At 69.6% G+C, this 24,305-nt stretch carries 16 protein-coding genes and 5 pseudogenes; 10 read left to right on the top strand and 11 right to left on the bottom strand.

The window, feature by feature from the left end:
* Nucleotides 1-9 precede the first annotated feature (9 nt).
* Nucleotides 10-444 (top strand): cupin domain-containing protein, encoded by a 435-nt coding sequence (locus AB5J56_RS40815; protein WP_369240813.1) that lies wholly within the window; start codon nt 10-12, stop codon nt 442-444.
* Nucleotides 445-459: 15 nt separating this feature from the next.
* On the opposite strand, the gene AB5J56_RS40810 is transcribed toward AB5J56_RS40815, so the two are convergent.
* From AB5J56_RS40810 to AB5J56_RS40785, 6 genes and pseudogenes are all read right to left on the bottom strand, one after another.
* A complete protein-coding gene (locus AB5J56_RS40810) occupies nt 460-1,218 on the bottom strand; it encodes an NUDIX hydrolase (protein WP_369240811.1) in 759 nt (252 codons plus the stop codon).
* Nucleotides 1,219-1,256: 38 nt separating this feature from the next.
* Nucleotides 1,257-4,196, bottom strand: a complete 2,940-nt coding sequence (locus AB5J56_RS40805; RefSeq protein WP_369240809.1) for a P-loop NTPase fold protein — start codon at nt 4,194-4,196, stop codon at nt 1,257-1,259.
* Nucleotides 4,197-4,314: 118 nt separating this feature from the next.
* Nucleotides 4,315-4,881 (bottom strand): hypothetical protein, encoded by a 567-nt coding sequence (locus AB5J56_RS40800; RefSeq protein WP_369240807.1) that lies wholly within the window; start codon nt 4,879-4,881, stop codon nt 4,315-4,317.
* A 106-nt stretch (nt 4,882-4,987) separates the two neighbouring features.
* On the bottom strand, nt 4,988-6,322 hold the full coding sequence (locus AB5J56_RS40795) for a glycoside hydrolase domain-containing protein (protein WP_369240805.1): 1,335 nt from the start codon (nt 6,320-6,322) through the stop codon (nt 4,988-4,990).
* A gap of 181 nt (nt 6,323-6,503) precedes the next feature.
* A pseudogene (locus tag AB5J56_RS40790) lies at nt 6,504-6,752 on the bottom strand (hypothetical protein); the annotation flags it as partial.
* A gap of 296 nt (nt 6,753-7,048) precedes the next feature.
* On the bottom strand, nt 7,049-8,104 hold the full coding sequence (locus AB5J56_RS40785; RefSeq protein WP_369240803.1) for a glycoside hydrolase family 5 protein: 1,056 nt from the start codon (nt 8,102-8,104) through the stop codon (nt 7,049-7,051).
* A gap of 798 nt (nt 8,105-8,902) precedes the next feature.
* Between AB5J56_RS40785 and AB5J56_RS40780 the strand changes: the two genes are divergently transcribed.
* Complete coding sequence (locus AB5J56_RS40780) at nt 8,903-9,892, top strand: LacI family DNA-binding transcriptional regulator (protein WP_369243076.1); 990 nt, start codon at nt 8,903-8,905, stop codon at nt 9,890-9,892.
* Nucleotides 9,893-9,925: 33 nt separating this feature from the next.
* On the opposite strand, the gene AB5J56_RS40775 is transcribed toward AB5J56_RS40780, so the two are convergent.
* The gene (locus AB5J56_RS40775) at nt 9,926-12,835 is read right to left on the bottom strand and encodes a SpoIIE family protein phosphatase (RefSeq protein ID WP_369240801.1); all 2,910 of its coding nucleotides are present in this window, start codon (nt 12,833-12,835) and stop codon (nt 9,926-9,928) included.
* 354 nt (nt 12,836-13,189) lie between these two features.
* Here AB5J56_RS40775 and AB5J56_RS40770 point away from each other — a divergent pair, with 354 nt between their 5' ends.
* Nucleotides 13,190-13,381: a hypothetical protein gene (locus tag AB5J56_RS40770; RefSeq protein WP_369240799.1), complete on the top strand. Its 192-nt coding sequence runs from the start codon at nt 13,190-13,192 to the stop codon at nt 13,379-13,381.
* A gap of 195 nt (nt 13,382-13,576) precedes the next feature.
* On the top strand, nt 13,577-13,978 hold the full coding sequence (locus AB5J56_RS40765) for a hypothetical protein (RefSeq protein ID WP_369240797.1): 402 nt from the start codon (nt 13,577-13,579) through the stop codon (nt 13,976-13,978).
* A 480-nt stretch (nt 13,979-14,458) separates the two neighbouring features.
* On the opposite strand, the gene AB5J56_RS40760 is transcribed toward AB5J56_RS40765, so the two are convergent.
* Nucleotides 14,459-15,028, bottom strand: a complete 570-nt coding sequence (locus AB5J56_RS40760) for a TetR/AcrR family transcriptional regulator (RefSeq protein WP_369240795.1) — start codon at nt 15,026-15,028, stop codon at nt 14,459-14,461.
* 173 nt (nt 15,029-15,201) lie between these two features.
* Nucleotides 15,202-16,700 (bottom strand): annotated as a pseudogene (locus tag AB5J56_RS40755) (MFS transporter).
* A 426-nt stretch (nt 16,701-17,126) separates the two neighbouring features.
* On the opposite strand from AB5J56_RS40755, the gene AB5J56_RS40750 reads away from it, so the two are divergent.
* The 3 genes and pseudogenes from AB5J56_RS40750 to AB5J56_RS40740 all read left to right on the top strand — a co-directional run bounded on the left by AB5J56_RS40750 (nt 17,127) and on the right by AB5J56_RS40740 (nt 19,620).
* Nucleotides 17,127-18,005 (top strand): alpha/beta fold hydrolase, encoded by an 879-nt coding sequence (locus AB5J56_RS40750; protein WP_369240793.1) that lies wholly within the window; start codon nt 17,127-17,129, stop codon nt 18,003-18,005.
* A gap of 262 nt (nt 18,006-18,267) precedes the next feature.
* Nucleotides 18,268-18,459: pseudogene (locus AB5J56_RS40745) on the top strand (dihydrofolate reductase family protein); the annotation flags it as partial.
* A gap of 549 nt (nt 18,460-19,008) precedes the next feature.
* Complete coding sequence (locus AB5J56_RS40740) at nt 19,009-19,620, top strand: DUF4232 domain-containing protein (RefSeq protein ID WP_369240791.1); 612 nt, start codon at nt 19,009-19,011, stop codon at nt 19,618-19,620.
* A gap of 151 nt (nt 19,621-19,771) precedes the next feature.
* On the opposite strand, the gene AB5J56_RS40735 is transcribed toward AB5J56_RS40740, so the two are convergent.
* Nucleotides 19,772-21,109: a helix-turn-helix domain-containing protein gene (locus tag AB5J56_RS40735; protein WP_369240789.1), complete on the bottom strand. Its 1,338-nt coding sequence runs from the start codon at nt 21,107-21,109 to the stop codon at nt 19,772-19,774.
* 412 nt (nt 21,110-21,521) lie between these two features.
* On the opposite strand from AB5J56_RS40735, the pseudogene AB5J56_RS40730 reads away from it, so the two are divergent.
* The 3 genes and pseudogenes from AB5J56_RS40730 to AB5J56_RS40720 form a co-directional block, all read left to right on the top strand.
* A pseudogene (locus AB5J56_RS40730) lies at nt 21,522-21,707 on the top strand (TetR family transcriptional regulator); the annotation flags it as partial.
* Between the two features lie 142 nt (nt 21,708-21,849).
* A complete protein-coding gene (locus AB5J56_RS40725) occupies nt 21,850-22,311 on the top strand; it encodes a pyridoxamine 5'-phosphate oxidase family protein (RefSeq protein WP_369240788.1) in 462 nt (153 codons plus the stop codon).
* A gap of 250 nt (nt 22,312-22,561) precedes the next feature.
* The gene (locus AB5J56_RS40720) at nt 22,562-23,791 is read left to right on the top strand and encodes an MFS transporter (protein ID WP_369240786.1); all 1,230 of its coding nucleotides are present in this window, start codon (nt 22,562-22,564) and stop codon (nt 23,789-23,791) included.
* A 144-nt stretch (nt 23,792-23,935) separates the two neighbouring features.
* On the opposite strand, the pseudogene AB5J56_RS40715 reads toward AB5J56_RS40720, so the two are convergent.
* A pseudogene (locus AB5J56_RS40715) lies at nt 23,936-24,163 on the bottom strand (IS21 family transposase); the annotation flags it as partial.
* Nucleotides 24,164-24,305: the final 142 nt, after the last annotated feature.

The following is a 24,305-nucleotide window of genomic DNA, read 5'->3' as shown; positions in this document are numbered from 1 at the left end:
GACCCCTCCATGCGCAACTCGGCTCGTACGACACTGGCCGCACTCACGCTCCTGGCCACGACCTTCGTCGGCGGTACCGCTCACGCCACGCCACCCGGCCCCGGCGTCACCGCCAAGATCATCGCCCAGACCACCGTGGGCGACACCGACTACACCGTGCGCGAGATCACGGTCCCGGCCGGCCAGAGCACCGGCTGGCACTACCACGACGGACCGCTGTACGGGGTGGTCAAGCAGGGCACGTTGAGCCATTTCGACTCGACGTGCGCGTCGGACGGCGTCTACAGGACGGGGAGCACCATCGTGGAGCCGAGCGGGTCCGACCACGTCCACATCGGCCGCAACCTCGGCAGCACACCCCTCGTACTGGACGTCCTGTACGTCCTCCCGCACGGGGCGCCCTTCTCCGAGGACGCCCCCAATCCGGGATGCTCGTTCCAGTGACCGGAGGCTGCTCGCTCAATGCCCGTGCACGGCATCCGCATAGCGGCCGACCACCGGCTCCAGGTAGTTCACCAGGGGGCCACCGAGGTCGGCCAGCTCGGTCGGGGCGCCGACAAGGGCGATCCGGTCCAGTTCCGGGTCGCGGCCCAGCGCCGTCTCGGACGACACGAGCGCCGCAAAGCGTTCGTGGAGCAGGTGCGGCGGCAGGTGCGGAGCGAGGAACAGGAAACCGAGGTTGCTTTCAGCACCGCGCGTGACGCACCACAGCGTCAGGTCGTCGGGCGGGGTCTCGATGCCGGTCTCCTCGGCCAGTTCCCGCGCGGCATGCCGACGAAGCGCGGCCAGGTCGAGGGGCTCCCCATCGCCGGGCGGCGGTTCGACGCAGCCGCCCGGCAGCTGCCAGCGGCCGGGCGCGGCAGTGGACGGCGACATGCGCCCCACCAACAGGCGCCCGTCGTCCGTCGGTTGGAGGACACCGACGAAGAGGGACGGCAGCCACGCGATGGCACCCTCGACGCGGCGCAAGGCGAAGAGCCGGTACGTCGCCCGCGCCCAGGACACCGCCAGGCTGTGCGGCGCCTCCCACTCCGCTCCCACGCACACCGCCACCGGCCCGTCGAAGAAGCTCGGGTTGACCGCGACCAACGCGTCCCACTCGCGATTCATGACCCGCCGTTCCTCCGGCGACACCCGGGGCGGGTCGGCTTCGACCAGACGGACCCGGCGGACCTCCAGGAGTTCGACGCCGGACGGGTGGGGCTGCGGTTCGGTCACGGGCTCATGCTGGCACAGTCGACCATGCGGCGTTTACGTCAGGCATCCGCCGCCGCGACCGGCCACGCGTACCGCCGCACCAACGGCAGCCACGACCACAATGCACCGACGGTGAGGCCGTCCAACTCCTGGGCCGTATCCATGAATTCAGAAAGCCGCGCGGCTTCAGCGCCGCTCAGCGCGGGCCGGACGCCGGTGTTCAGCCAGTCCCGCACGGGAAGTTCGTGCGGAGCGACCGCCAAGGCGTTCGGGACGGCGACCGGGAAACCCACGATGAGCGCCGTGAGCACCATCAGCGATACGTCGCCGGACGGTCCGAGGCGGTCCTGGAGCTCGCGATCGGTCACGATCCGTGCCTTCATGACGCGGTAGACGTTGAGGAACCGCTTGGCGATGCGGGGCGAGGACCCGACCACGGGGGCGACGGCTTCGAGCAGGCGCAGTTCGTCCGAACCGAGAACCAATGCTTCGGCGGCTGCCTCGCCGATGTCGCGGGCCAGGGGGACCGATTCGGGGATGCCGGGCTGGGGCGCGGCATCGGTGGCCGATTCAGCGGACGGCGTCACAAATCCATCGGCGGTCGCCGAAACGGTTGCTTCCAGGTCGGCGCTCCCCTCGTCTGCCCGGCGTTGGCCGGCGAGGGCGCTGTGGGTGAGCAGGTCGACGGAGTTCTTCCGTGTCATGGGCGGCAGGCTGTAGCTCAGTTGGAAGATCTTGTCGAGGTAGTCCCCCGGGTTTGCGTGGCTCCGTGGGGCGTTGGGCTCGGCGGTGTCGTCGCCGCTCAGCAGGAGCGGATGCTGGTCGAGAAGAGACCGGCTGAGCCAACGGGCGTCGACCCCCACCACCACGACGAACAGGGGCAGGGCCAGCAGCAGATGGACGGCCTCCAGCACGGTCGCCACCACCTTCGGCGGGCAGCGGTCGAGGTCGTCGATGTAGAGCACGATCCGGTCGATGCCCGCGCCGCCGTCCTCCTTGTACTTGCGCAGGAAGGCCTCCAGGTCGCGCAGATCGCGGTGCGCCAGCGCGACCACTCCGAGGTAGCGGTCGTACTCGGCGTCGGCGACGCGCTCGGCGAGGTAGCGCTCCAGCAACCGCTCGCCCGTGAGTTGGTCCAGCGCGTCGACGGCCTCCCGCATTCGCTCCTTGGCGCTGGCCAATGCCTCCTTGGCCAGCGCCAAGGAGGCATTGGCCAGGCGCAGGCTGTCCCGTACGGTCTGCTCTTTGGCCTGCTGCTCGGCCAGCAATGTGTCCCGCCGCGCGTCGGCCTCCTTGATCAATTCCTGTGCGGGCTGGAGCAGAGTGCCCGCCAGCGTGGTGTAACGCTTCTGCCCGGCGAACGCACCCGACAACAGGCCCACCGCCGTGGCCGCCCAACCGGACGGCCAGTGCATCAGGCTGCCGACGACGAATGCCGCGACCCCCAACACGGCCGCGATCCCAAGGCCGAGAAGCAGCGGCGTGCGGTACCAGGTTCCGGCGACCGCGAATCGCCCCCGGTTCTCGGCGAGTTCACGGGAGACCCTGATGGCTTCGGCGATGCCGCGGGCGCCGGATGCGAATGTGCCCAGCCCCACGGCTTTGGCCGCCTTCTCGAATGCGGTCAGGGCCTTGCTGTCGGCTGCCAGGAGATCCTGGACGCGTGGTTTCGCCGCCTCCTCCAGGGCATGCTGGTGCTCCTTCTCGACCCGGTCGACCTCTGCCTTGGCCTTCACCACGGTGCGCTGGGCGGCCTTGCTCTCCGCGAGAGCCTCAGCCTTGGTCTCCTGCACTCCCCGCACCTGCCGCATCGCCTCGTCGAGCATCCGCTCGGGCGCGTCCTTGACGCGGCACAACTGTCCGAAGATCTGTTGGAGGAGGCTCGCCCACACATTGGCCTCGGCGTAGTGCCAGGCGTTGAACCACACGCTGACCACTTGGTCGCAGAACGCGGAGTCCTCGCCCGCCTCGCTGGTCAACTTCTGTATGCCTTCTTCGAGCCGGTGCATGAAGAAGGTCTTGCCGCTCCCCCAGTTGCCGAACAATCCCAGGGCGAGCGGCGGGCTCAGCGTCCGCGACGCGAGCAGCACGGCCAGCGCGGTCGCGTCCCCTTCCACGCCGAGCAGGTCCGGCCCGGCAAAGGTCTCCCCCGCGAAGCCGGGTACGGACCACCGGGGCAGCGGGGCAGCTTCGGCTTCGGCTTCAACCTCGGCTTCGGCTTCGGCTTCGGCTTCGGCTTCGGGCAGGAGGGACTCGGTACGAGGTTCGCGGTAGGCGATGTTCCTGGCCAGGGCCAGATCGACGTCGCCCATCACCGTCCGCATCGGACGGGGTATTCCCTTGCTGGTTGCTGCCCTGGTGAGGCTGTGGAAGAGGGACTCCGGCGTATGGAATTCCGGCCCGTCGCTCGCGCCTCGACGGAGGAGATTGATGAGCTCAGCGGTGAAGGCCGGGTACTCGTCCTTTTCGTGAACGAACGACACCTGCGTGCCCGACGACGAGGCCAGCACGTACGTCCCCTCGACATGCAATTGTCCGGAGAGCGCACTCTCGTCGTCAGTCCTGGCACCCACGGCCCGCCCACTGAAGTCGCAGTCGAGGATCACCAGTAGGTAGCGCGCCCTGCTGGCGGCCAGGACGTCCCTGACCACCCTGAAGGCCAGTGCGGTCGTCGCGAGGAGGCCGGGGTCGGTCGACCTCGCCCCGAGGTACAGCTCACCCCTGTCGTCCACCAGCCCATGGCCCGCGTAGTACAGAACGAGCGTGTCCTCTGCCTGCTTCGACGCCTGGTCCAGGGCTCTGCTCATGTCCCGAGGCTCCGCATCCAGCAGCACCACGGGGTCCCGGGGACCAAAGAGCCCGGTCCGCGACTGCGTCAGCAGGTCTACGAGTGCTGTCGTACCCCGCCTCACGGAGGGCAGGTCGTACAGCGCGTCGTCCGCGTACGTTCCGGTCCCGATGAGCACCAGACGTGACTTGCTCGGATCAGGCACATGCATGCGCGCACCCCCGTCGTTCTACCCCAGGCAGAGCTTAAGGGTGCAGCGCCGCCGGCAACCTCCGTGTGCCGCACGGCATCTTCAGGACCTGACAGCCCGATGGGCGTCATGGCGCCGGTCAGTGCACATGCGGCCCACCTGTCAACTGCGGCTTCCCCCGCGGTACGAGGAGCACGCAGACCCCCGTGGCGACGGCCACCGGCAGGAACACCAGCCCTGTCCTGAGCGGACTGAGACCGCGCGCATGTTGGAGATGGACCGAGCCCAGGAAGCAGTACGCGATCAGCAGAGCGGTGGCGACCAGCATCAGGAACGCGCCCGCGACCACCGGACGCCGGGTGAGCATCCGCAGGTCCATCAGCGGAGCCCGCCCTGTGCGTTCGACGGTGACGAACACACCGTAGAGCACAAGGGCACCGACGAGCGGCAGCACGGCGGAGAGGCCGGCCCAGCCGCTGTCGCCCGCCTTCACCAGGCCGTACATGAGCGAGCCGGTGCCCGCGGTGACCAGTAGGGCGCCGGGCAGATCGAGCCGGGCGGGCCGCGGCGCGGGGGCCGGGAGCAGCCTCGGGAGGGCGGCCAGGGCGAGGATGCCGACGGGGATGTTGATGTAGAAGACCACCCATTGCCAGCCGGGGCCGTCGGTCAGGGCGCCGCCGAGCCGGTGCCGCCGATCGCCGCCCATACGCCCAGGGCCTTGTTGCGTTCCTCGCCGTGGATGTTGGTCGTGACGATCGACGGCGCGGCCGGGGACAGCAGCGCCGCGCCGATGCCCTGGAGGACCCGCCCGGTCAGCAGCGCGGAGCGGGCTTGCTGTACGTGGTGTTGCTGGGTGTGGCCACGTAGTAGTCCGACACGTAGTGCCCGTTGTCGAGCCGGTCCCAGACCTTGGTCGTGCCCACCGTCGAACCGGCGCGCTGACAAGTGACCCATGCCAGCGCCCCGTTGGGCGACGTGCCGACGGTGGTGTACCCCGCGCCGGGGCCGCTGCGTTCGGTGAGGCCGCTCGGCGAGGTCACCTGGTACGGGTAGGTGCAGCGGGGCAGGGGTGAGCTGTAGCCGGTCGTCGACGGCGTGTTGACGTAGTGGTCCGAGACATAGCTGCCGGTGCCGAGCTTGTCCCACACGGACGTGGTGCCGACTTTGGAGCCGGGTGCCTGGCAGACCACCTTCAGCGCCGAGCCGGGCGCGTACGTCGCGGCGACGGAGTAGCTCGTGGAGGGGCCGGTGCGGGCGTTGAGTGTGGTGGTGCTGGTCACCTTGTAGGAGTACGCGACCGTGGCGACAGGCGCGTCGAGCCGGTCGGTGTCGATGTTCACGGTGACGCCGCCGTACGTCTCGTCGTGGCCGCCGCGGAACTGCTTGGCACGCTGGTGCACGGCCCACTTGGAGTCGGCGACGCCGGCCCAGCCCTTGAGGGAGTCGACGCCGTCGTAGCGTGCGATCCACAGGGCATCGGGTCGTGCGTACGTCGTCGAGGTGTAGACGTCGGCCAGTTGCTTGGCGCCCAGGGTGAGGTTCATGTAGACGCCGGAGACGTATCCGAGCCGGTGCAGCTCCTTGGTCCACGCCGAGGCGTAGTTCAGCACGGCGGCGCGGCAGGCGCTGTCGGTCTGGGGGTAGTTCTCGATGTCGTTGTAGAGGGCGCTGCCGGTCAGCATGCCCAGGTTCTTGGCCGCCGCCACCGCCTCTCCGGCCGCGCTGGTGCCCTGCGACCGGGCCGTCGCCGGGCTCGTGCTGATCTTGGCGTCGGACGGCCGGGCCCCGCAGGGAGGCTGCAGGCCCTTGTGGATGGGCAGCAGGCGCCACTTGAGATGCGACACGGACGCCACCCACGCGGCGGTCAACTGCGGCTGTGCGCAGGTGCGGTTGACGCCCGAGACGTAGACGCCGAGTGCGCGGTACGGCGAGGCGCTCCAGGCCTGCACGGTGGCCAGGGACGGGGCCGTGCAGGTGTCGAAGGCGAGCCCGGCGTACCGGGTGGCGGTCGCGCCCGCCGGATAGCCGACCGGCGTGGCCGGTTCGGCCGTCGCGACCGGGGCGAGCGCCAACCCGGCGGAAGCGCCCAACACGCAGGCGGACAGGACGGCGAGGAGTCTTCGAAGGGCAGAGCGCGGCCGCGACATGACGGTCCCCCTGAGCAGCTCGGTGGAGATGGCGTCAGGGTGAGTGCGCCGCGCGCCCACGACAAGGGGCCGAACGGCCCGACTTATCCGCCGATCGACCCCTATGACGGACACTCAACTGTTCACAGTGGACGTCCGTTGTCGACTCCCCCGCTGCGGCTGACTCCCGGCCGCCCGAGCGCTACCCGGTGAACTCCCCTGCCGTGGGCCGCCGTACGGCCTCGAGCGCCTTGTCGATGTCGGCGACGGAACGCAGCCGGTAGGTGTAGGAGTAGTCGCGGTCGGCGAACAGCTCGCACTCGTCGTGCGTGTGCGCTCCCCAGCTGCTGTCGCCGCCCAGGCCCATCTGCCGGTGGCTCAGCCGCAGTACGACCGCGTCCCGCGCCGTGAGCTGGTAGTCGTGGCGGGCTCCGACCGACAGGTCCTCCGGGATGCACAGCGGGCTCGCCGCATCCAGGGGCAGCCGACTGACGACCCCCTGGGGGCGAGCGGCCGCTCGGGTCGTCGTCACCGATGTGACTCAACTTCGCGTAATGGCAAGGTAGTTGATGGCGAGCCAGGTGACAGTCACTCGTGACGGGGTGACTGATGAGCCAGAATCACCCGAAGACCCGATCACAACCGAGGCAATGATCCTGTCGGAGCGCGTGTAGTCCTGATGGTTCACGCGGTCGGCCGCGGTGCGAGAACACCGCGGCCGACCGGCAGTTGAACGGGGCGACCGGGTCAGGGACGGACGGCCCTGCCGCGGCCCCAGGCCCAGGCGAGCCGGTCCGCACCGGACTGGTTGGTGGTGGCCAGCCAGGGGCGGGTGGCGTCACCGATCAGCTTCTGGATCGAGTACGTGTCATCGGTGCGCAGGCCGGGCCAGTACACGGACCCCATCCCGAGCTTGCGGAAGGTGTCGGTGTCGGCCTGGATGAAATTGATGGAGTTGTTGTCGGGAGTCGCCTTGTTGTAGTCGAGGCCGGTGGTCATGGGCGCCCCGAACTCGTCGGCGACGGTCCGGCCCGCGCAGTCCCCGATGCGCTCCTTGAGGTCGGCCACCCACTGGTCGTAAGTGGCGTAGTCCTTCCAGAACCCGTAGTGGTGCAGCGAGAGATAGGTGCCCTTCAGACGCGGGTCGGCGCAGACCGAGGTGACGTGGTCGTTGTAGCCCGCGCCGCTGACGAACACCCGGCCCCGCGGGACCGCCGGGTAGGTGGCCAGCCACTTGGCGGCGATGTCGGCCCACTCGGTGTCGGTGTAGCCGTGCGGCTCGTTCATCGGCTCGAAGTAGACCCGGGAGTTGCCCTTGTAGGCCTTGACCACGGTGTTCCACATGGGCCAGTAGGTGGCCTGGTCGTCGATGAAGCCGTCCTTCTGGGCGCCCGTTCCCTCCCAGTAGGAGACGATGACCTTGAAGCCCTGGGCGGTCGCCGCGTCGATGACGCCCCGATACGACTTCCAGTAGGGGCCGTTGACCGTGTACGGGTTGATGGGCAGCCGGACGGTGTTGGCACCGAGGTTCGCGCGGAACGCCGAGATGACCCGGCTGGCCTTGGCGTAGGTCTGGGCGTAGGTGTCGGTGGTCGACAGGCCGGACAGTACGACCGGGTCGTCGGCGTAGTTGTCACGCGGGTCGGCCCAGTTGACGCCCTTGAACTGGGTCGTGTCGGTGGTCGGGGCGGCGGAGGCGGGGCTGCCCGCGAGGGTCGTACCGCTGACCGCGGCGATCGCGACCGCCACGACGGCGGCACGCAACCGCGGGGTGAAGGGGGTTCTGGCGGGGGTCTTGCGCATCAACTTGCCCTTTCAGGAGGTGGCGGCTCGGTGCAGGGGGACTCTGCGTAGGGGGGAGCGGCCGTCGGGAGGTGTGCCGGGGCGGACGGGCGATGTCGGCTCGGCGTGGATGGACCCGGTGCCGGCCGGTGGCTACCGGCGCCCTCTGTGCTTGTCGGCGTGAGGGAGACCGGCGCCCTCTGCGCGTGTTGGCGTGAGGGAGAAGGAGAGGCGTGCTTGTTGGCGTGAGGGAGAAGGAGAGGCTCAGCGGCGCGGGAGCGGTGGGGAAGGCGCCGCGGGCGCGCGCCTCCGTGTCGGCGTCGACGTTCTCAGGGCACACATGACCCCAAGCTCTTGGCGGGACCGGCCGTCACGACGGTCGGCCGGCGTCCACCGTCGAGCCGGCGTTCGGTCGGCGCTCGCCGCGCCGGGGCGGTCGGCCGCCGGGCACTGGGCCTTCTTGCCTGCGGTGCTGGGAACCACCGTTCCGCTCCTCCCTGCTCCACCGAATCGCCACGCCATGTTTACGTAAACACGCTGGACACACAGGAGCGGCCAAACCATCGGCCGGGCTGCCCCCGCAGCGATGTTTACGTAAACTTCAGGGCGTCGGAATCGTGGCACCCGCCCCAGCGCTCGTCAAGGTTTCCCACGCGTAACATCCGTTGCACCGCGTGGCGACGCCCCGGGGTCGAGGGAAGCGGGAGTGAGGAAGCGATGGACGTGAACCACCGCGAGGAGCCGGTCCCCGCACCCGCGGGCGGTGCCCAGCGGGGCGGCTCCGGCGTGCCCGGCGGCCGCCGCAAGCAGCGGGTCTCCATGGCCGATGTCGCCCAGCTCGCGGGCGTCTCGTCCCAGACGGTCTCGCGGGTCTCCAACGGTCATCCCGGAGTGATCGGTTCGACCCGGGAGCAGGTGCTCGCGGCGATGCGGGAACTGGGCTACCGGCCCAACAGCGCCGCGCGCGCCCTGCGTTACGGCCAGTTCAACACCATCGGCGTGATCCTCTTCAGCCTGTCCTCGACGGGCAACAGCCGCACCGTGGAGGCGATCGCCACGCACGCCGCGGCCGAGGGGTACGCGATCACGCTGATCCCCATCGACGTGCCGACCCAGGACAACGTGCTCGGGGCCTTCACGCGGATGGGCGAGCTGGCCGTCGACGCCGTGATCGTCATCATGGAGATCCATCTGCTCGACACCGGCACGGTGCAACTGCCACCCGGGGTGCACGCGGTCGTCGTGGACTCCGACGCCGGGGACCGCTACAGCGTGGTCGACACGGACCAGGCCGACGGCGCGCGGAAGGCCGTGCGGCATCTGCTCGACCTGGGCCACCGCACCGTATGGCATGTGACGGGTCCTCAGGCGTCCTTCTCCGGGCAGCGTCGCACCCAGGCCTGGCGCGCCGTCCTGGAGGAGGCCGGACGGCCGGTGCCGCCGCCCCTGCACGGCGACTGGTCGGCCGAGTCCGGCTACGCGGCCGGTCTCGCACTCGCCGAACAACCCGACTGCACCGCCGTGTTCGTCTCCAACGACCAGATGGCCCTGGGGCTGCTGCGCGCCTTCCACGAACGCGGCCTCGCCGTCCCTGCCGACATCAGCGTCGTGGGCTTCGACGACATCGCCGACGCCGCGTACTTCGTCCCGCCCCTCACCACCGTCCACCAGGACTTCGCCGAGGTGGGCCGCCGCTGCGTCCAGGGCGTCCTCCGGCAGATCCGCACCCGCGGCGGCTCCCCGCCCGGGACCGACCTCGTCCCGACCAGCCTGGTGACGAGACAGAGCACCGCGGCGCCACGAAGCTGACTCCGGACGGCCAGGGTGGACGGTCAACAACCGCTACCGCAACGGCTGTTCGGTCCAGATGATCTTGCCGTGGGCGGTGTAGCGGGTCCCCCAGCGCTCGGTGAGCTGGGCGACGAGGAAGAGGCCGCGTCCGCCCTCGTCCTCGTTCTTGGCTCGGCGCAGCCGAGGTGAGGTGCCGCTGCCGTCGGAGACCTCACAGATCAGCGCGCGGTCGCGGAGCAACCGCAGCTGGACCGGGCCGGTCGCGTGCCGTATGGCGTTCGTGACCAGTTCGCTGGCGACGAGTTCGGTGGTGAAGGCCAGTTCGTCCAGACCCCAGGCGGACAGCTGACTGGTGACCGCGGCGCGGATGCGGGAGACGACCGCCGGATCGCTGGCCAGGTCCCACTGGGCCACCCGCTCCGGCCCCAGGGCGCGCGTGCGGGCGACGAGCAGCGCCACGTCGTCGCTGGGCCGGGGCGGCAGCAGCGCGTCGAGGACCGCCTCGCAGGTCTCCTCAGGCGACCGGTCCGTACGGGCCAGGACACGGCGGAGTTCACCCAGACCGGCGTCGATGTCCCGATGCCGGTCCTCGATCAGACCGTCGGTGTAGAGCACCAGTTGGCTGCCCTCGGCCAACTCCAGCTCTACGGTCTCGAAGGGCATCCCGCCGAGCCCGAGCGGCGGCCCCGCCGGAAGTTCCACGAACTCGACCGTTCCGTCGGCTCCGACGATCGCGGGGGCCGGGTGTCCGGCGCGGGCGAGGGTGCACCGCCGGGACACCGGGTCGTAGACGGCGTACAGGCAGGTCGCGCCGATGATTCCGGTGTCCGGCTGGGCGTTGTCCACCGCCCAGCCCTCGCCCCGGTCGAGCCGTCCGACCAGGTCGTCGAGGTGGGTGAGGAGTTCGTCGGGCGCCAGGTCCAGGGAGCAGAAGTTGTGCACGGCGGTGCGCAGCCGCCCCATGGTGGCCGCGGCATGCAGTCCGTGCCCGACCACGTCGCCGACCACCAGTGCCACCCGGGCACCGGACAGCGGGATGACGTCGAACCAGTCCCCGCCCACTCCGGCCTGCGCGGGCAGATACCGGTAGGCGACCTCTACGGCGCTCTGCTCGGGCCGCCCCCGCGGCAGCAGGCTGCGCTGGAGGGCGAGCGCGGTGTTGTGCTCGCGCGTGTAGCGGCGGGCGTTGTCGATGCAGATCGCGGCGCGGCCGACGAGCTCCTGGGCCAGGGGCAGGTCATCGTCCTCGAAGGGGGCGGGCTTGTTCGAGCGGTAGAAGCTCACCACTCCGAGCGTGACCCCCCGGGCCCGCAGCGGCACCGTGATCAGGGAGTGGATGCCCGCCGCGAGCACCCGCTCCAGCCGCGCCGGGTCCTGGGCGATCCAGCCGCCGGCCTCGGCCAGGACCGGTTCGAGCAGGGCCTCCCCGCTCTCCAGGCTGCGGGCCTGCGGTGTGGGCGCGGCGCATCTCACCTGGTCGCCGACGCCGTACAGATGGGACTCCTCGTGCGCGGCACCCAGCGCGACCCGGCGCAGCGGGGTCTCCGCGCCGAGCGGCTCCGGCTCCTCGCCCCGTAGTACGGAGTCGGGCAGGTCGACGGCGGTGAAGTCGGCGAACCGCGGGACGCTCACCTCTGTCAGCTCCTCCGCGGTGCGGGTGACCTGGAGGGTGGTGCCGATGCGGACGCCGGCGTCGTGCAGCAACTCCAGGCGCCTGCGGGCCAGTACCGCCAGCCTGCCGACGCCGGGCTCGCCGACGAGCAGCAGCCAGCGGTCGGCGCCGGTTCCGCCGTCGGCGGCGTCGGTTCCGGCCCGGCTCCAGGACTCCGGCCCGGGCTCGATGCGCGAGGGCAGGACCGTCCGCAGTTCGGCAGGGGGCGTTGCGGCATGCTCCGGCACCGGGGCGGGCGGCGGTGGCGGCGCGGCCAGAGCGGTGGCGGTCGGTGGCCCTGAGGGCGTCGACGCGGTCGCCGGTACGGGCTCGGCGGGTGCGGCCGTCGGGGCGAGTTCGGCGTGGCGCAGGCGCGGGCCGCCGAGGACGCGGGCCTCGACGACCACGCCCGTCTCGCCGGCCGCCGCCACGACCTGGCGGCGAAGCAGGGTGGCGGTCCGGCCGCCGGTGAGGGCCACTTCGTCGAGGGTGCGGTGCGGCGCCGCGATGAGCTCCTCGGCACGCTCCCTCAGTACCGCGAGGTCGATCCGGTCGAGGGTGCCACTGCCGTGGGCGGCCTCGTGCAATGTCGACACATGCTCCCGCCAGGGCTCTCGGCCGCCTGCGATGTCGCTCTCCCGGTCGGCCCGCCGGTATGCGGCGAGCAGCGCCCGTTCGCGTTCCGTGGCCTGCTCCAGCAGCCGCGCCTCGATGGCGCGGACGGCGTCACGGACCAGCCGGAGCATGGCGGGATCGCCGTCGTCGCGCAGACAGGTGAGGTCGAGGACTGCTTCGACGCGCCCGCTGAGCGGATTGCGGACGGGCGCGCCCGCGCAGGCGAACGGCTGCAGACAGTCGGCGAAGTGCTCACGGCCGACGAGATAGATGGGGCTGCGGCCGGCCAGCGCGGTGCCGACGCCGTTGGTGCCCGCGACCTGTTCGGAGATGTCGCATCCAGGGGCGAACCGCACCTCGTCGAGACGTTCACTCAGCTGCCGGTCGCCGTCGTACCGCTTGACCATGCGGGCCCGCTCGTCGCAGAGCGCGACCGTCATGCTCACCTCGGCGAGCGACGCGGTCAGCTCCTTCAGCACCGGGTCGGCGGCAAGCAGGAACTGGTCGTCCAGCTCCAGATCCGGGGCATACGGCACCAGCAGCCGGTCCGGTTCGAGCCCTGCGAACCTGCACCGCTTCCAGGAGTCGAGCACCGAGCCGCGGACGTCCGCGTCGACCCGCGCACCGGTCAGAAAACGCTCATGCGCATTGACGAGGCCGGCGATGTCGTCCCAGGCGACGGCCAAGGGGATCACTTCCCTCACCTGGAGGCGGCCCCGTCGCGCACCGTCACTCGGCTCGCCCCCTGGGGAGTGCTCCAGATGGGTTCACAGTAGACCTCATGTGACCTGCATCACAAACATGGACACAGGGGTCCCGAACCCTTGCAATCGGGGCGCCGTAAGCGAACTCAATCGTGCCCGATACGAAGATCCGCGCGCAGCGAGTCGGCCCGCCTCGGGCTCTTCAACCCCCTTACCCCACCCTCACCGCCCTCACCGTCTTCGCCGTCGACGGCTTCGTCTTCGCCGCATCCTTTGCGCCGCGCGTTCGCCCTGGCTGCGGTCGAAGGAGGAGCATAGGAGTCGAGCGAGCAAGGGAGGCCCGCCATGAAGACCGGAGCCTCGGTTTACGACCAGTCGCTGTACTCTCACACGCCCTCCCAGGCCGAGGGCGAGCGTGACGAACCTGCCGAGAGGTCGGCCATGGAGCTGCACCCCGACGTCCCCAGGACCGAGCCGTCCCAGGCGGAGGGCGAGCGGGCGGACGAAACGACACCAGGACGAACTGACCGTCGATAAGCGATCAATGCACCGCGCCTGAGTGGCCGGCTACGTGACGACGCCGGCGTACGACGGCACGTGCAACTGATCAATAAAGCGCCTGTGACCTGCGCACACATCCAGGGCCGAAGGGCCCTCCGAAGCCGTGCGCCGGGCACTCGGCAAGCCGGAAGACAACACGGAGACGTTGACGTACAGGCTCTTCTGGCCGGAGTGCTGCTCGACTTCGTCCACGATTCCGCTCTGCCGATGGTGTTGACCTACGAGACAGCCGCGGCACGAGCCGGACACTCGGCTGCCCAGCGCACCTTGGGCTTCATGTACCGCACGGCCCGCGGAGTTGAGGCGGATGCCTTCCTGGCCGAGGTGCTCTTTCGATGTTTGCCGTTGGGTGCCAGTACCGCGACAGCCTGGAAGCAGCGCCGGACCCGGTCCAGGCCGCGCGGCTGGTTTCTGGCCATGCTCGACCGCGGCAACGGAGACGGGATCCATGAGGCGATCCAACTGGTGAAACAGGGCATGACCGACGAACCGATCCGCACCGCTGGTCAGCTGGCCGGGCGCCCCTCCGAAGCTGAAACGCTGATCCACACCACCCGCAAACACGGCGGGTGATGGGCCCGCAGGTCAACGGCCCCCTCCGAGTCGCTCAAGACCACCACCACAGCTGGAAACTGCGGTGGGCTGTAGCGCCCGCCCCCTCCCCCGGTTCTCCGGGCTGAGACCCTGGAAGACTCCGATGCCGGACGCGACTACGAGTTCCGGCACCTGCGCAGGCTATGGCGGGACCACCACTACGATCCAGCGCCAACCGGCACTGTCCGAAGGTGGTTGCGACGGACCCCGTGGCGACGTGTGGCAGGGCCATCCACGCGACCAGATTTGCCGTAGATCGAACGGTTCAGCCTGGCTTTGGCGGCAGCCCCATTGGGCAGGAACCCGCCCGGCTGGTCGGGGTCCGGCTTCGGCGCGGGAGCCATGACCATGTTGCGGGCGATTCGGCAACGCCCTTACGGCATCGGGCTTCCGCCCAGCGGCGATGCCCTCCGGGATCTCGAGATCAGATCCGCTACGGGCCTGCCCCGACGGCGACTGTCAGCGCATGTCTGCCGCATCGAGCAGGGTGGCCACCGTGGGGGCGATGAGGCCGGTGAGGTTGTCGGCTCCGATCCCCGCGCGGGCGCTGGCGCCGTCGAAGACCAGGCTGAGCTGTCGGGCCAGCAGGTCGGGATCGGCAGCTCCGCCCTGTTCGGCCTCGGCCCGGAAGAAGGCCGTCAGGTTTCCCTTGATCCGGTGGGCCACCTGGCTGGCGGGGTGGCTCTGGTCCTTGAGCTCGATCTGCACCGCCAGGTACCGACAGCCCCGGAACTCGGGCGCCCCCGCCTGCCGTTCCACCTGCTCGAAGACATGCAGGATCCGCGCGCGGGGTGAGCGGCCGTCGTCGGCCGCGGGCAGGAGTGCTGTAACGAAGGCGGAAGCGCGTTGCTCCAGGCTCGCTGCCAGCAGTTCGTCCTTGCTCTCGAAGAGCTGGTACATGGAGCGCTTGGACACCCCCGCCGACTTGCACAGCGCGTCGATGCCGATGCCGACGCCGTCTCGGTAGGTGAGCGTGGCCGCCGCATCCAGCAGCCGCTCCCGGGGACTGGCCTTCACTTCGGTGCTCATGCGGTGAGGGTAGCTCGATTCCGGCGAAATAGAAACCGATCGGTTTCCATGGTGTACGGGATAGCCGCCACCGGCCGCGCGGCAGAGACGACATCCGGGGCCTCAACGGCGGCTTGGCGACGACCCCCAGAGGAGGACCGTCGCCGAGCCGTAAAGAACCGACCGTCCGCGCCTCAGTGGGCGATGACGGGCTCACCCTCCGACGGCGCCAGAGCCGCATTCGACATCAGGAACGCCGTGAGCACCGCACCGACCACGAAGAACCCGGCGCCCCACGCCAGGGTGGCCGTGTAGCTCTCGACCCCGGCCTGTGCCACGGTCAGCGCGCCGGGCTTGTGCGAGGACAGGTAGTCGGTCCCGGCCGATGAGGCAACGGTGGTCAGCAGCGCGGTGCTGATCGAGCCACCCACCTGCTGGTTGGTGTTGCTCAGCGCCGAGGCGACGCCCGTGTCCTCATGGTGCACACCTGCGGTCGCTCCCTGGAACGAGGTGGTCATCACCCCGCCGAGGCCGAGGCCGAGCAGGATCAGACCGGGCATGATGTCGGCGACGTAGCCACTGTCCAGCTCAAGCTGCGTCAGCAAGGCCATACCGGCTGCCGCGACAACGAAGCTGGCACTGACCACGATCTTCGGACCGACCCTGGGCAGCAGCAGTGAAGGCAGCGTGGTCGACGAAGCGACGATGCCCGCGACCATCGGCAGGAACGCCAGACCGGTCTTGATCGGCGAGTAGCCGAGGCTGGCCTCCAGGTAATAGGTCAGGAACAGGAAGATCGAAAACATCCCCATGCCCACGACGAACACCGCCAGGAACGAACCACCGCGGGTCCGGTCCAGCACGAGTCGCAGAGGCAGCAGCGGATGCGCGACCCTCGACTCCACCCATACGAACACCGCGAGCAGTATCACGCCGGCGATCATGAACCCGAGGGTGACCGGTTGGTCCAACTCGTGGCTTCAACGTGCGCGAACGCGTAGACGATGGCGAACAGCGCGGCGCTCACGACGGCGGTGCCCGGAATATCGATTTTGGGCCGCTCGGTGATCACAGGCTTGGCCAGCAGCAGCACCGCACCGACCAGCGCTACGGCCGCGAAGGCGACGTTCACGTACATCACCCAGCGCCACGACGCCCACTCGGTGAGCATGCCGCCGAGCAGCAGCCCGATCGCGCCGCCGGCACCGCCCAGCGCACCGAAGATGCCGAAGGCCTTTGCCCTTTCGGACGGCTGAGTGAAGGTCACACTGAGCAACGAGAGCGCCGCGGGCGCAAGCAGCGCGGCGAAGAGCCCCTGGGCCACACGCGCCGCGACGAGGATTTCGAAGCTGCCGGCCGCGCCGCCGACGACGGAGGCGCCCGCGAAACCGATCAGGCCGATCACGAAGGTGGTACGTCGGCCGAACAGGTCGCCGAGTCGGCCACCGAGCAGCAGCAGACTGCCGAATGCCAGGGCGTAACCCGTGATGACCCACTGCCGACTGCCGTCGCTGAAGCCGAGGTCATGTTGCGCCGCGGGCAGCGCGATGTTCACGACGGTCGCATCGAGCGTGACCATGAGCTGCGCCGCGCCCAGCACGGCAAGCACCCAACAGCGCACGGCATGCGAGCCGCGGCGGCCCGAATCTTTTTTCCCGGAGGCGGGTGCCCCGCGATCGAGCGTGGTCGTCATGTCTGCCCCTTGTGGCTGGTCAAAGGGTGAACACCGGTCGGAAACCGATCGGCTTCCCCGCAGGGAAATAGATCGGTTTCCTCGACGCAAGTGACCAGAGCGACCCCCGCGCCGCCCACGACACCCGCCGCCGCCCCGAGGACCGCACCGCCAGACGACCGCACGCGGCAGTGCCGGTCCGCAGCCGCCGGGGACCTGGCCGCGAGCGCCGCACCGCCGAGGCGCCCGACGGTCGCGGCGACCGAATCGAAGCACCGACACGCCCGCCACAGGCCGAGCACGGCGGAGCCGAGCCCGGCAAGGGTCCGGGACTTCCCGGCCCCCACTTGCGCGCGGAAACCGATCGGTTTACCTTTGTGGAGACCGACCGGTTTCCCATGTGGGGGCAGTCACGCCTCCCAGGCCGGGCGTGCAGGAGTCCACAACATGCCCGACCAGGAGACGCGCCCCACCATCCGCATTCCGGGAGCCACCAGCCACACGCTGACCTCGTCCGCAGGACGCCCCAGCCACGAGGGAACGCTGCGCTACCTCAAAGCCGGCACCGGCGCGCCCTTGGTCCTGCTGCACACGGTGCGCACGCAGGCCGAACACTTCCGCTCCCTCATCCCATTGATCTCGGATCACTACACCGTGTACGCCCTGGATCTGCCGGGGATGGGCTACTCCGAGATCGTGCCTGGGGCGTCGTACGACGAGCCGGCGATGCGCGGAGGCGTCAAGCGGCTCCTGACCGAACTCGACCTCCATGACGTGACGTTGGTCGGGGAGTCCATGGGGGCGGTGCTCGCCCTGACCACCGCGGCCGATCTGCCGGAGCGGGTCCGACGCGTCGTGGCGGTGAACACGTACGACTTCCGGGGCGGGATCGCCCGGTCCGGTCTCCTCGCCCGTGTGGTGGTCAGCGGCGTTCTCACTCCGGGAGTGGGCCCGGTGATCGCGGGGGTGGAGCCCAAGGCTGCCCTCCGCAAGATCCTGCAGGGCGGCCTCGGCGACAAGAGCGCACTGCGGGCGGACTACGTGGACGAGCTCCTCCAGGTGGGCGGCCGCCCTGGCTACCCGACCGTCGCGCGGGGCGTGTACCAGAACCTGCCCAGCCTCATCGCGGCCCGCTCGCGCTACCCCGAGGTCAAGGCCCCCGTCCACCTCGTCTACGGCGAGAAGGACTGGTCCCGACCTTCGGACCGAGAAGCCAACCGACAGCTGCTTCCAGCCGCCGACTTCACACAGGTGCCGGGAGCGGGCCACTTCATCGCGCTGGAGAGGCCGGAGCTGGTGGCCAAGCTTTTGAACGCGGTCGTCTAGCTGATCGTGTTGACCGCCTCCGGCAGGCAGTGCTGGAGGCGGCACGTGGACAGCATCCCCGCCAACCGGCGACTCTGGAACCAGATCTCTCGTTGAGGAGTGCGGCACGGAGTTCGAGTCCGGACTGGTAGTTGGCGGGGACTTTGGCGTAGCGGGTGGGGAGGCCCCGCCAGGCTTTGATCTTGTTCCGTTTTGCAGCCTGGTCCCGCGGCTCGGAGATCACGGCTTTGATTCCGCGTCTGCGCAGGTAGGCACCACGGTTGGCGCAACGCTCGCCGGGGCGGCCATGCGCGCCGGGCTGATCGACCAGTACGCGATCGCCGCCCACCCGGTCCTGGTGGGCGGCGGCACGCCGTTCTTCACCGCGCTGGACAGCTGGGTGTACCTGAACCTGGTGGAGACGCGGGCATTTCCCGGCGGCGTGGTCCTGACCGGGTACGAGACGAGGCGCTGAGCGGCAGCGCCCAACACGCTTCGGTCTCACGGTGATGTCGTATACGACATCGGTACGACACGGCCCGTGAAAAGAGGTAACCGGCCGGGCCCGAACGCCGCATCGGATCACCGCTTCGCGTCGGCGAGTTGCGCGGCCTGGAGTCGTGGGTCGGGGACGTCGACGTTCACGACTTCGTGGCGAGCGATGAGCGCCCGCATGATCACCTCAGCCCTGCGGGGGACACCTATGTTGCGCGGACCCGGCTGCCCCGCTCACCCGAGGCAGCACCCCCTCCCCGAAGGGTCGGCCACCGTCACTGGTACGGACACCGGCACGGTTCCCCATCCCACATTGGCATCCCAGGCTGCCATGTATATGCAGGTCACCGGGGGTGGGATGTCCCTTCGTTGCAACTGGGGCGGCGGCTGTTGTCCCTGGCCCACGAGGCATCCCATGCTGTGGCTCTCGCACCGGCTGAAGCGGCCGACCGCCCGGCACACACCTTGATCCGCAAGGTTGGGCCGAGGGTGCGTGCGACCTCATACCGATCAGAAGAGGAACACGCAGATGAACGTGAAGTCCCTTGTGAGCAGCCGTCTGGCCATGTCCGCGGGCCTCGTCCTTGCTCTTGGGTGCGGTGTCTCGGCACAGGCATCCGCCACCGAGCCGCAGACGATCAGTGGGAAGGCCAAGCAGGCGGTGACGCACCGCTCGGGCGCCGGTGGCGCCACGCGCGCCGTCGCCGCCTGCTCCCAGGAGGTCCTCGGAGTGTCCGCCGTGAAGGAGCCTGCGGACAGCAAGGACGCCAGGCACCTCCTCCTCACCGTCCAGAACGCCGGCGACAAGAAGTGCAACCTCTACCGCTACCCGCTCGTACGGCTTGGTGCCGCTCGGACCACGACCCCCGTCATCAAGGAGAGCGACCCGAACCCTGGAGTGCCCGTCACCCTCGCTCCGGGCGAGGAGGCGTACGCTGCTCTGCTCGTCAACGGCCCCATGGACGAGTACGAGGCGAAGAGCATCACCCTCAGCCTCCAGGGTCGCAAGCCCGGCAGCAGCGCGGGCAAGCCGATCGATGTCCCCATGCCCGTCGAGACCTTGTACGCGAACGACTTTCAGCGCGTCACCTACTGGACGACCGCACCCGGTTACGCCCTGGATTTCATCATGTCGAAGTGAAGGACCTCGCCCGGGACCGCTGCCCAGCGGCTGCCCAGAACGCTCACAGGGCCTACTGAACACCGGCTGAAGCCGGCGTCCGTGGTCGGTTGGCGCGTCCGCCATGGTGGCCTGCTGTCGTCGGTCGAGGTCCAGGCGGCCTGTCGCTTCGTCAGTCGCCGGTTTCCGCCTTGTCGTAGGTGGTGGTCATGGGGATCCAGCCACGGGGGCTGCGGTACCAGTAGTGCGGTAGCCCTCTGATGCTGGTGGTGCGGAACGGGCGGCCGTGATCGTCGATGCGCATCGTGCCGGTCCGACCCTGTGAGGACCAGTCGAGGTCGAGGTACCAGTCACAGGTGCAGGACTCGGTGCGCGCGGAGAGCATCAGGACCTCCGGCTCCCGCAGGGACACCTGATAGGGGAAGTCGACTGCGGTGATGGGTCTTTCCGGGTCGTTGCCGGGCATCGACCGGGCCAGGGGCCGGTGCGCGTCGAGGTTCACGGAGAAGTAGCGGGGGATGAGGACGGCGCCGCAGCCTTCGTACATGGAGTAGGCGATGCCCCGGCGGACGGCGGGGGTGGTGCGTTTGACCACGCGCACGTGCAGTGCCTCCAGGACGACGGCGGCGGAGCCGCGTCCCTGTACCGAGATCCGCAGGTTGGTGGTGCGCCCGTGCACCGCCTGCAGGGACGTGGCCCATGCCTCGGCGTCCGCCGGGGTCGGCGGCGGCGGGACCTCCCGCGGTTGCTTGGCGATGACGTAGTCGTGGTCGCATTCGAGTTGCCAGAGATGGGAGTTGGCCGTCCAGGTGAGCGGGGCCGTCGGTGGGACCGTGTTCTGCGGGCTGCCGCCGCTGCGCGCGGCCGGCGATGAGGGTTTCGTGGCGTGGGCGGAGGCCGACGACTCACCGCCATCGGAGGGAGGTCCGGGAAAGGGGGTCCCACCGTTGTACGCGGCCGAGGCCGAGGGTTTCGGTGTGGCGCGGGCGGAAGCCGACGACTCACCTCCACCGAAGGGGGGCCCGGCAGCGGATGTGGTGAGGCCGGCAAACGCGACGGCGAGCAATGCCGCCAGCGCTATCGATCGCACGGGCCGTCGTCGGGGGCGCCCGGCCCGGGGCCGCCGGTCGTCCGGCGAAACAGGCTCCAGCGCTTCGTCCGCCGGGCTGGCTCGGCTCGTGGATGCGGCCGATGCGGCGGTGCTCATGGTGTCGTGGAGCGCCGGTGCCCGCCGGACATCGGACGGGCGTGGTCGTTGCCTTTCCGCGACCGCCAGGATCCACCGTCGGTGCAACTCCACGCGTTCCTCGGGGGATGCTCCGCAGAGGGCGGCGAACCGCTCAATCCTGGTGAAGTCCAGAGGCACCGACTCTCCGACGCAGTAGCGGTGCAGCGTGGAGGCATTCACGCCCAAACGGTGCGCCAGCGCCGCGTAGCTGCGGTCTGTGCGCGCCTTCAGACGCGTCAGCAGCAACGCGAACTCCGCTACGTCGTCGTGGATTGCATCCATGCGGTCCGTACTCGCATCCATCCGTCGGCCTGCGCAGCCGTGCCCCGATACGGGACGACATCCAGGCACTCCCCATACCTGCACGTCCATTCGGCCGGGATGGTTCCAGGGTTGCACCACCCCTCTCCTACCGGATCCGGGACAACCGAGAACGGCAACAGCGGAGCGATCTCTACGAGTTGTGTCCTGGCGATCTTGTGCCTGCGCGGAACGGACAGGCAACCCCGCATAGATCACCGCGCCGATGCAGCGCTGCGGGGAGCGGGTCTCGTTGAGCGCGGCACGGTCCAGGTCCGGAGGTCCGCCGAGTTCGCCGAGTTCGCCTTCGTACGATCCGTTCGGGTGGACTGCCGACGCCCGGCCCAGGAGTTGTGGCGGGCCTTGGACCACGAGGGCGTGGGCCGCCGCCGCTCGCTCGCTCGCCGGTTACGCCTGCGCCGTCGAGAGCGTGCGCGACCCCGAACTGCGGGAGATCCTCATGCCCCGCGAGAATGCCGGCCGCGAGACCGTCCGACTCTTCCTCACCGCACACGATGTGACGGATGTCGAGAATCGCACTCACATCCTGCTGACCTGCATAGACGGACTGGTGCTCGAAGTGGCCTGCTCCGTCATTCTGAAACGATCAGTCAGCGCTCCAGTCGGCCGCCCTGAGCCAAAGGTCGGGTGGCCCATCGGTCGCTGGAAGTAGGTCCCTCGCCTCATGCGCGCTTTGAGCCTGCCAGCTAAGGTCGGCGCTCATGCAGACCACGGGGATTGTTCGCCGACAGGCGGCGGAGCGCAGGCGCGACACTCTGGAACGGCTCGTTTCCGAGCGGGATGTGTGGGTGTCGACGGCACATCCTGATCGCGGGCCGCACCAGGTGCCGCTGTGGTTCTTGTGGGATGGGCGAGCGGTGTGGATGTGCACCAGCGCCACTTCCGTAACTGCGCGGAACGTCCGCGAGGAACCCCGCGTGCGCCTGGCACTGCCGGACACCTTCGATGTGGTGCTTGTCCAGGGCGAGGCAGAGTGCTTCCTGGACCAGGATGTACCCGAGGAGGCAGCGGAGGCATTCACCGTCAAGTTCGGGTGGGACCCGCGCACGGAGGAGGGTTCCTTTCTGTATGTGCGCGTGGTGCCGAAGAGCGTGCGCGCGTGGCGCGGCGAGCCGGAACTGCGCGGCAGGCTCATCATGCGCGACGGGACGTGGCTGAACTAGCGGCCGCCCCTGGCGGACGCCCTCTCTCGCCCCCAACTGCTGTGCCGCCGATGGCGCGTTCCCAGGGACGTTCGACCGAGTCCGCTGTACTGGCTGTTGTCGACGCGAGCGCCCCCGCGCCGGCATGGTCACCCGTGGTGCGGATCGCCGTCGCCCTCGGCACGCTCACTCGAACCCCCTTGCCCACAACCGAGCACCCACCTACGCTGACTTTGTGCCGCCACTAAACAAATCCCGAACGCACAACGCCGTGCCGGACAACCTCTCCGACCTGACCCGCCTCCGCGTCGCCCTCACCGTCTTCTTCGCCCTCGACGGCTTCATCTTCGCCGGGTGGGTCGTCCGCATCCCGGCGATCAAACAGCAGACCGGCGCTTCGGCCTCCGCGCTCGGCCTCGCCCTCCTCGGCGTCTCCGCCGGCGCCGTGATCACGATGATGCTCACCGGCCGCCTCTGTCGCCGCTACGGCAACCATCCCGTCACCGTGATCTGCGGCATCCTCCTGTCTCTCAGCGTCGCCCTCCCCCCACTCACCCACTCCCCCGTCGCCCTCGGCGCCGTCCTGATGATCTTCGGCGCCGCCTACGGGGGCATAAACGTGGCGTTCAACAGCGCCGCAGTCGACTTGGTGGCTGCCCTGGGTCGGCCGATCATGCCCAGCTTCCATGCCGCCTTCAGCCTGGGCGGCATGACCGGTGCCGGTCTGGGCGGACTGGTCGCCGGGTCCCTGTCCCCCGCTCAGCATCTGCTCGGACTCACGGCGATCGGTCTGCTCGTGACCCTCTTCGCCGGCCGAGTCTTGCTGCGCATCCAGCCACCGGCGCTCGCCGATCGCACACCGCACGAAGAGTCGGAGCCCCGTCGCCTGGACACCCGCACCCGCGGTCTTGTCATCACCTTCGGCATGATCGCGCTCTGCACTGCCTACGGCGAAGGCGCCCTGGCCGACTGGAGCGCCCTGCACTTGGAGCACGACCTCAACGCCACATCCGGGGTCGCCGCCGCCGGCTTCACCTGCTTCGCGCTGGCCATGACCATCGGCCGGCTGACCGGCACGCGGCTGCTCGAACGCCTGGGTCAAACCCGCACTCTGGTCTGCGGCGGCAGCACTGCCACGGTGGGCATGCTCCTCGGCGCGCTCGCTCCCTCCCTGTGGGCCGCACTGCTCGGCTTCGTCATCACCGGGCTCGGCCTCGCCAACCTCTTCCCCATCGCCATTGAACGCGCCGGCACGTTGGCCGGGCCCGACGGAGTCGCGGTCGCCTCCACCCTGGGTTACGGAGGCATGCTCCTGGGACCACCGGCCATCGGGTTCATGGCCGACTGGTTCTCCCTCCCGACCGGCCTCACCAGCGTGGCCGCACTCGCCGCCGCGGCAACGGCGATCGCACTGCTGACCCGCCGTGCAACAGCGGGCTCACACCAGCCCCCTGCTGAACCCGCAGGCCAACCCAGCAGCCGGCTCACCAACGGGGCCTGACTTTCCGTCTCTTGCTCCAACACCGAGAGGTCCCCCCTCGTGGGCGATACCCCCTGACGGGACGGCTCCGCACCTACCTCAGGTATGCGCGTCGGGCGGACCGGGTCCCCTCTCACCGCCCCGAGCCCGGTCAGCAGCCGTAAACGGGAACCACAGATCGCACTGGACCAGCTCACCCGGCTCATAAACGGTCCTGGAGGCCGGATCCGCCGGCAGGTAGTCGGATCGCAGTTCGCGCACCCGCTCGCGCAGCACCGTCAGCCCCCGATCCCAACCGATCCGTTCGGCCACCACCGTGGCCGACATGTCCGGCCAGACCTCCAGCAGTTCCCGGATCTTCGGCTCGACCGCGTCCACGACCGACCCCTTCGGCGTTGGCCAAGCAGCAGCGCCCGCCCGCCAGAGGTACGCAAGGCGTTCGCGGAGGCCGCATCAGTATCGAGCGGACCTCGCCGCTGACGAACGCTGAGGCCCCCGCCAGCACCTGCCCGGCGGATGCCTTCTGAGAGACTCG

It is taken from the genome of Streptomyces sp. R21 (assembly GCF_041051975.1).
Taxonomy (GTDB): Bacteria; Actinomycetota; Actinomycetes; order Streptomycetales; family Streptomycetaceae; genus Streptomyces.
The sequence above is the reverse complement of the archived record's forward strand: the minus strand, read 5'-3'. Positions and strand labels throughout refer to the sequence as shown.

Bases quoted from the DNA above. Each gene is read 5' to 3' on its own strand.
- AB5J56_RS40725 (WP_369240788.1), top strand. From the start codon at position 21,850: ATGCAGACCACGGGGATTGTTCGCCGACAGGCGGCGGAGCGCAGGCGC.
- AB5J56_RS40770 (WP_369240799.1), top strand. From the start codon at position 13,190: ATGAAGACCGGAGCCTCGGTTTACGACCAGTCGCTGTACTCTCACACG.
- AB5J56_RS40815 (WP_369240813.1), top strand. From the start codon at position 10: ATGCGCAACTCGGCTCGTACGACACTGGCCGCACTCACGCTCCTGGCC.
- AB5J56_RS40805 (WP_369240809.1), bottom strand. From the start codon at position 4,196: ATGCATGTGCCTGATCCGAGCAAGTCACGTCTGGTGCTCATCGGGACC.
- AB5J56_RS40800 (WP_369240807.1), bottom strand. From the start codon at position 4,881: ATGGGCGGCGATCGGCGGCACCGGCTCGGCGGCGCCCTGACCGACGGC.
- AB5J56_RS40795 (WP_369240805.1), bottom strand. From the start codon at position 6,322: ATGTCGCGGCCGCGCTCTGCCCTTCGAAGACTCCTCGCCGTCCTGTCC.
- AB5J56_RS40760 (WP_369240795.1), bottom strand. From the start codon at position 15,028: ATGAGCACCGAAGTGAAGGCCAGTCCCCGGGAGCGGCTGCTGGATGCG.
- AB5J56_RS40785 (WP_369240803.1), bottom strand. From the start codon at position 8,104: ATGCGCAAGACCCCCGCCAGAACCCCCTTCACCCCGCGGTTGCGTGCC.
- AB5J56_RS40735 (WP_369240789.1), bottom strand. From the start codon at position 21,109: ATGGATGCAATCCACGACGACGTAGCGGAGTTCGCGTTGCTGCTGACG.
- AB5J56_RS40740 (WP_369240791.1), top strand. From the start codon at position 19,009: ATGAACGTGAAGTCCCTTGTGAGCAGCCGTCTGGCCATGTCCGCGGGC.
- AB5J56_RS40750 (WP_369240793.1), top strand. From the start codon at position 17,127: ATGCCCGACCAGGAGACGCGCCCCACCATCCGCATTCCGGGAGCCACC.
- AB5J56_RS40780 (WP_369243076.1), top strand. From the start codon at position 8,903: ATGGCCGATGTCGCCCAGCTCGCGGGCGTCTCGTCCCAGACGGTCTCG.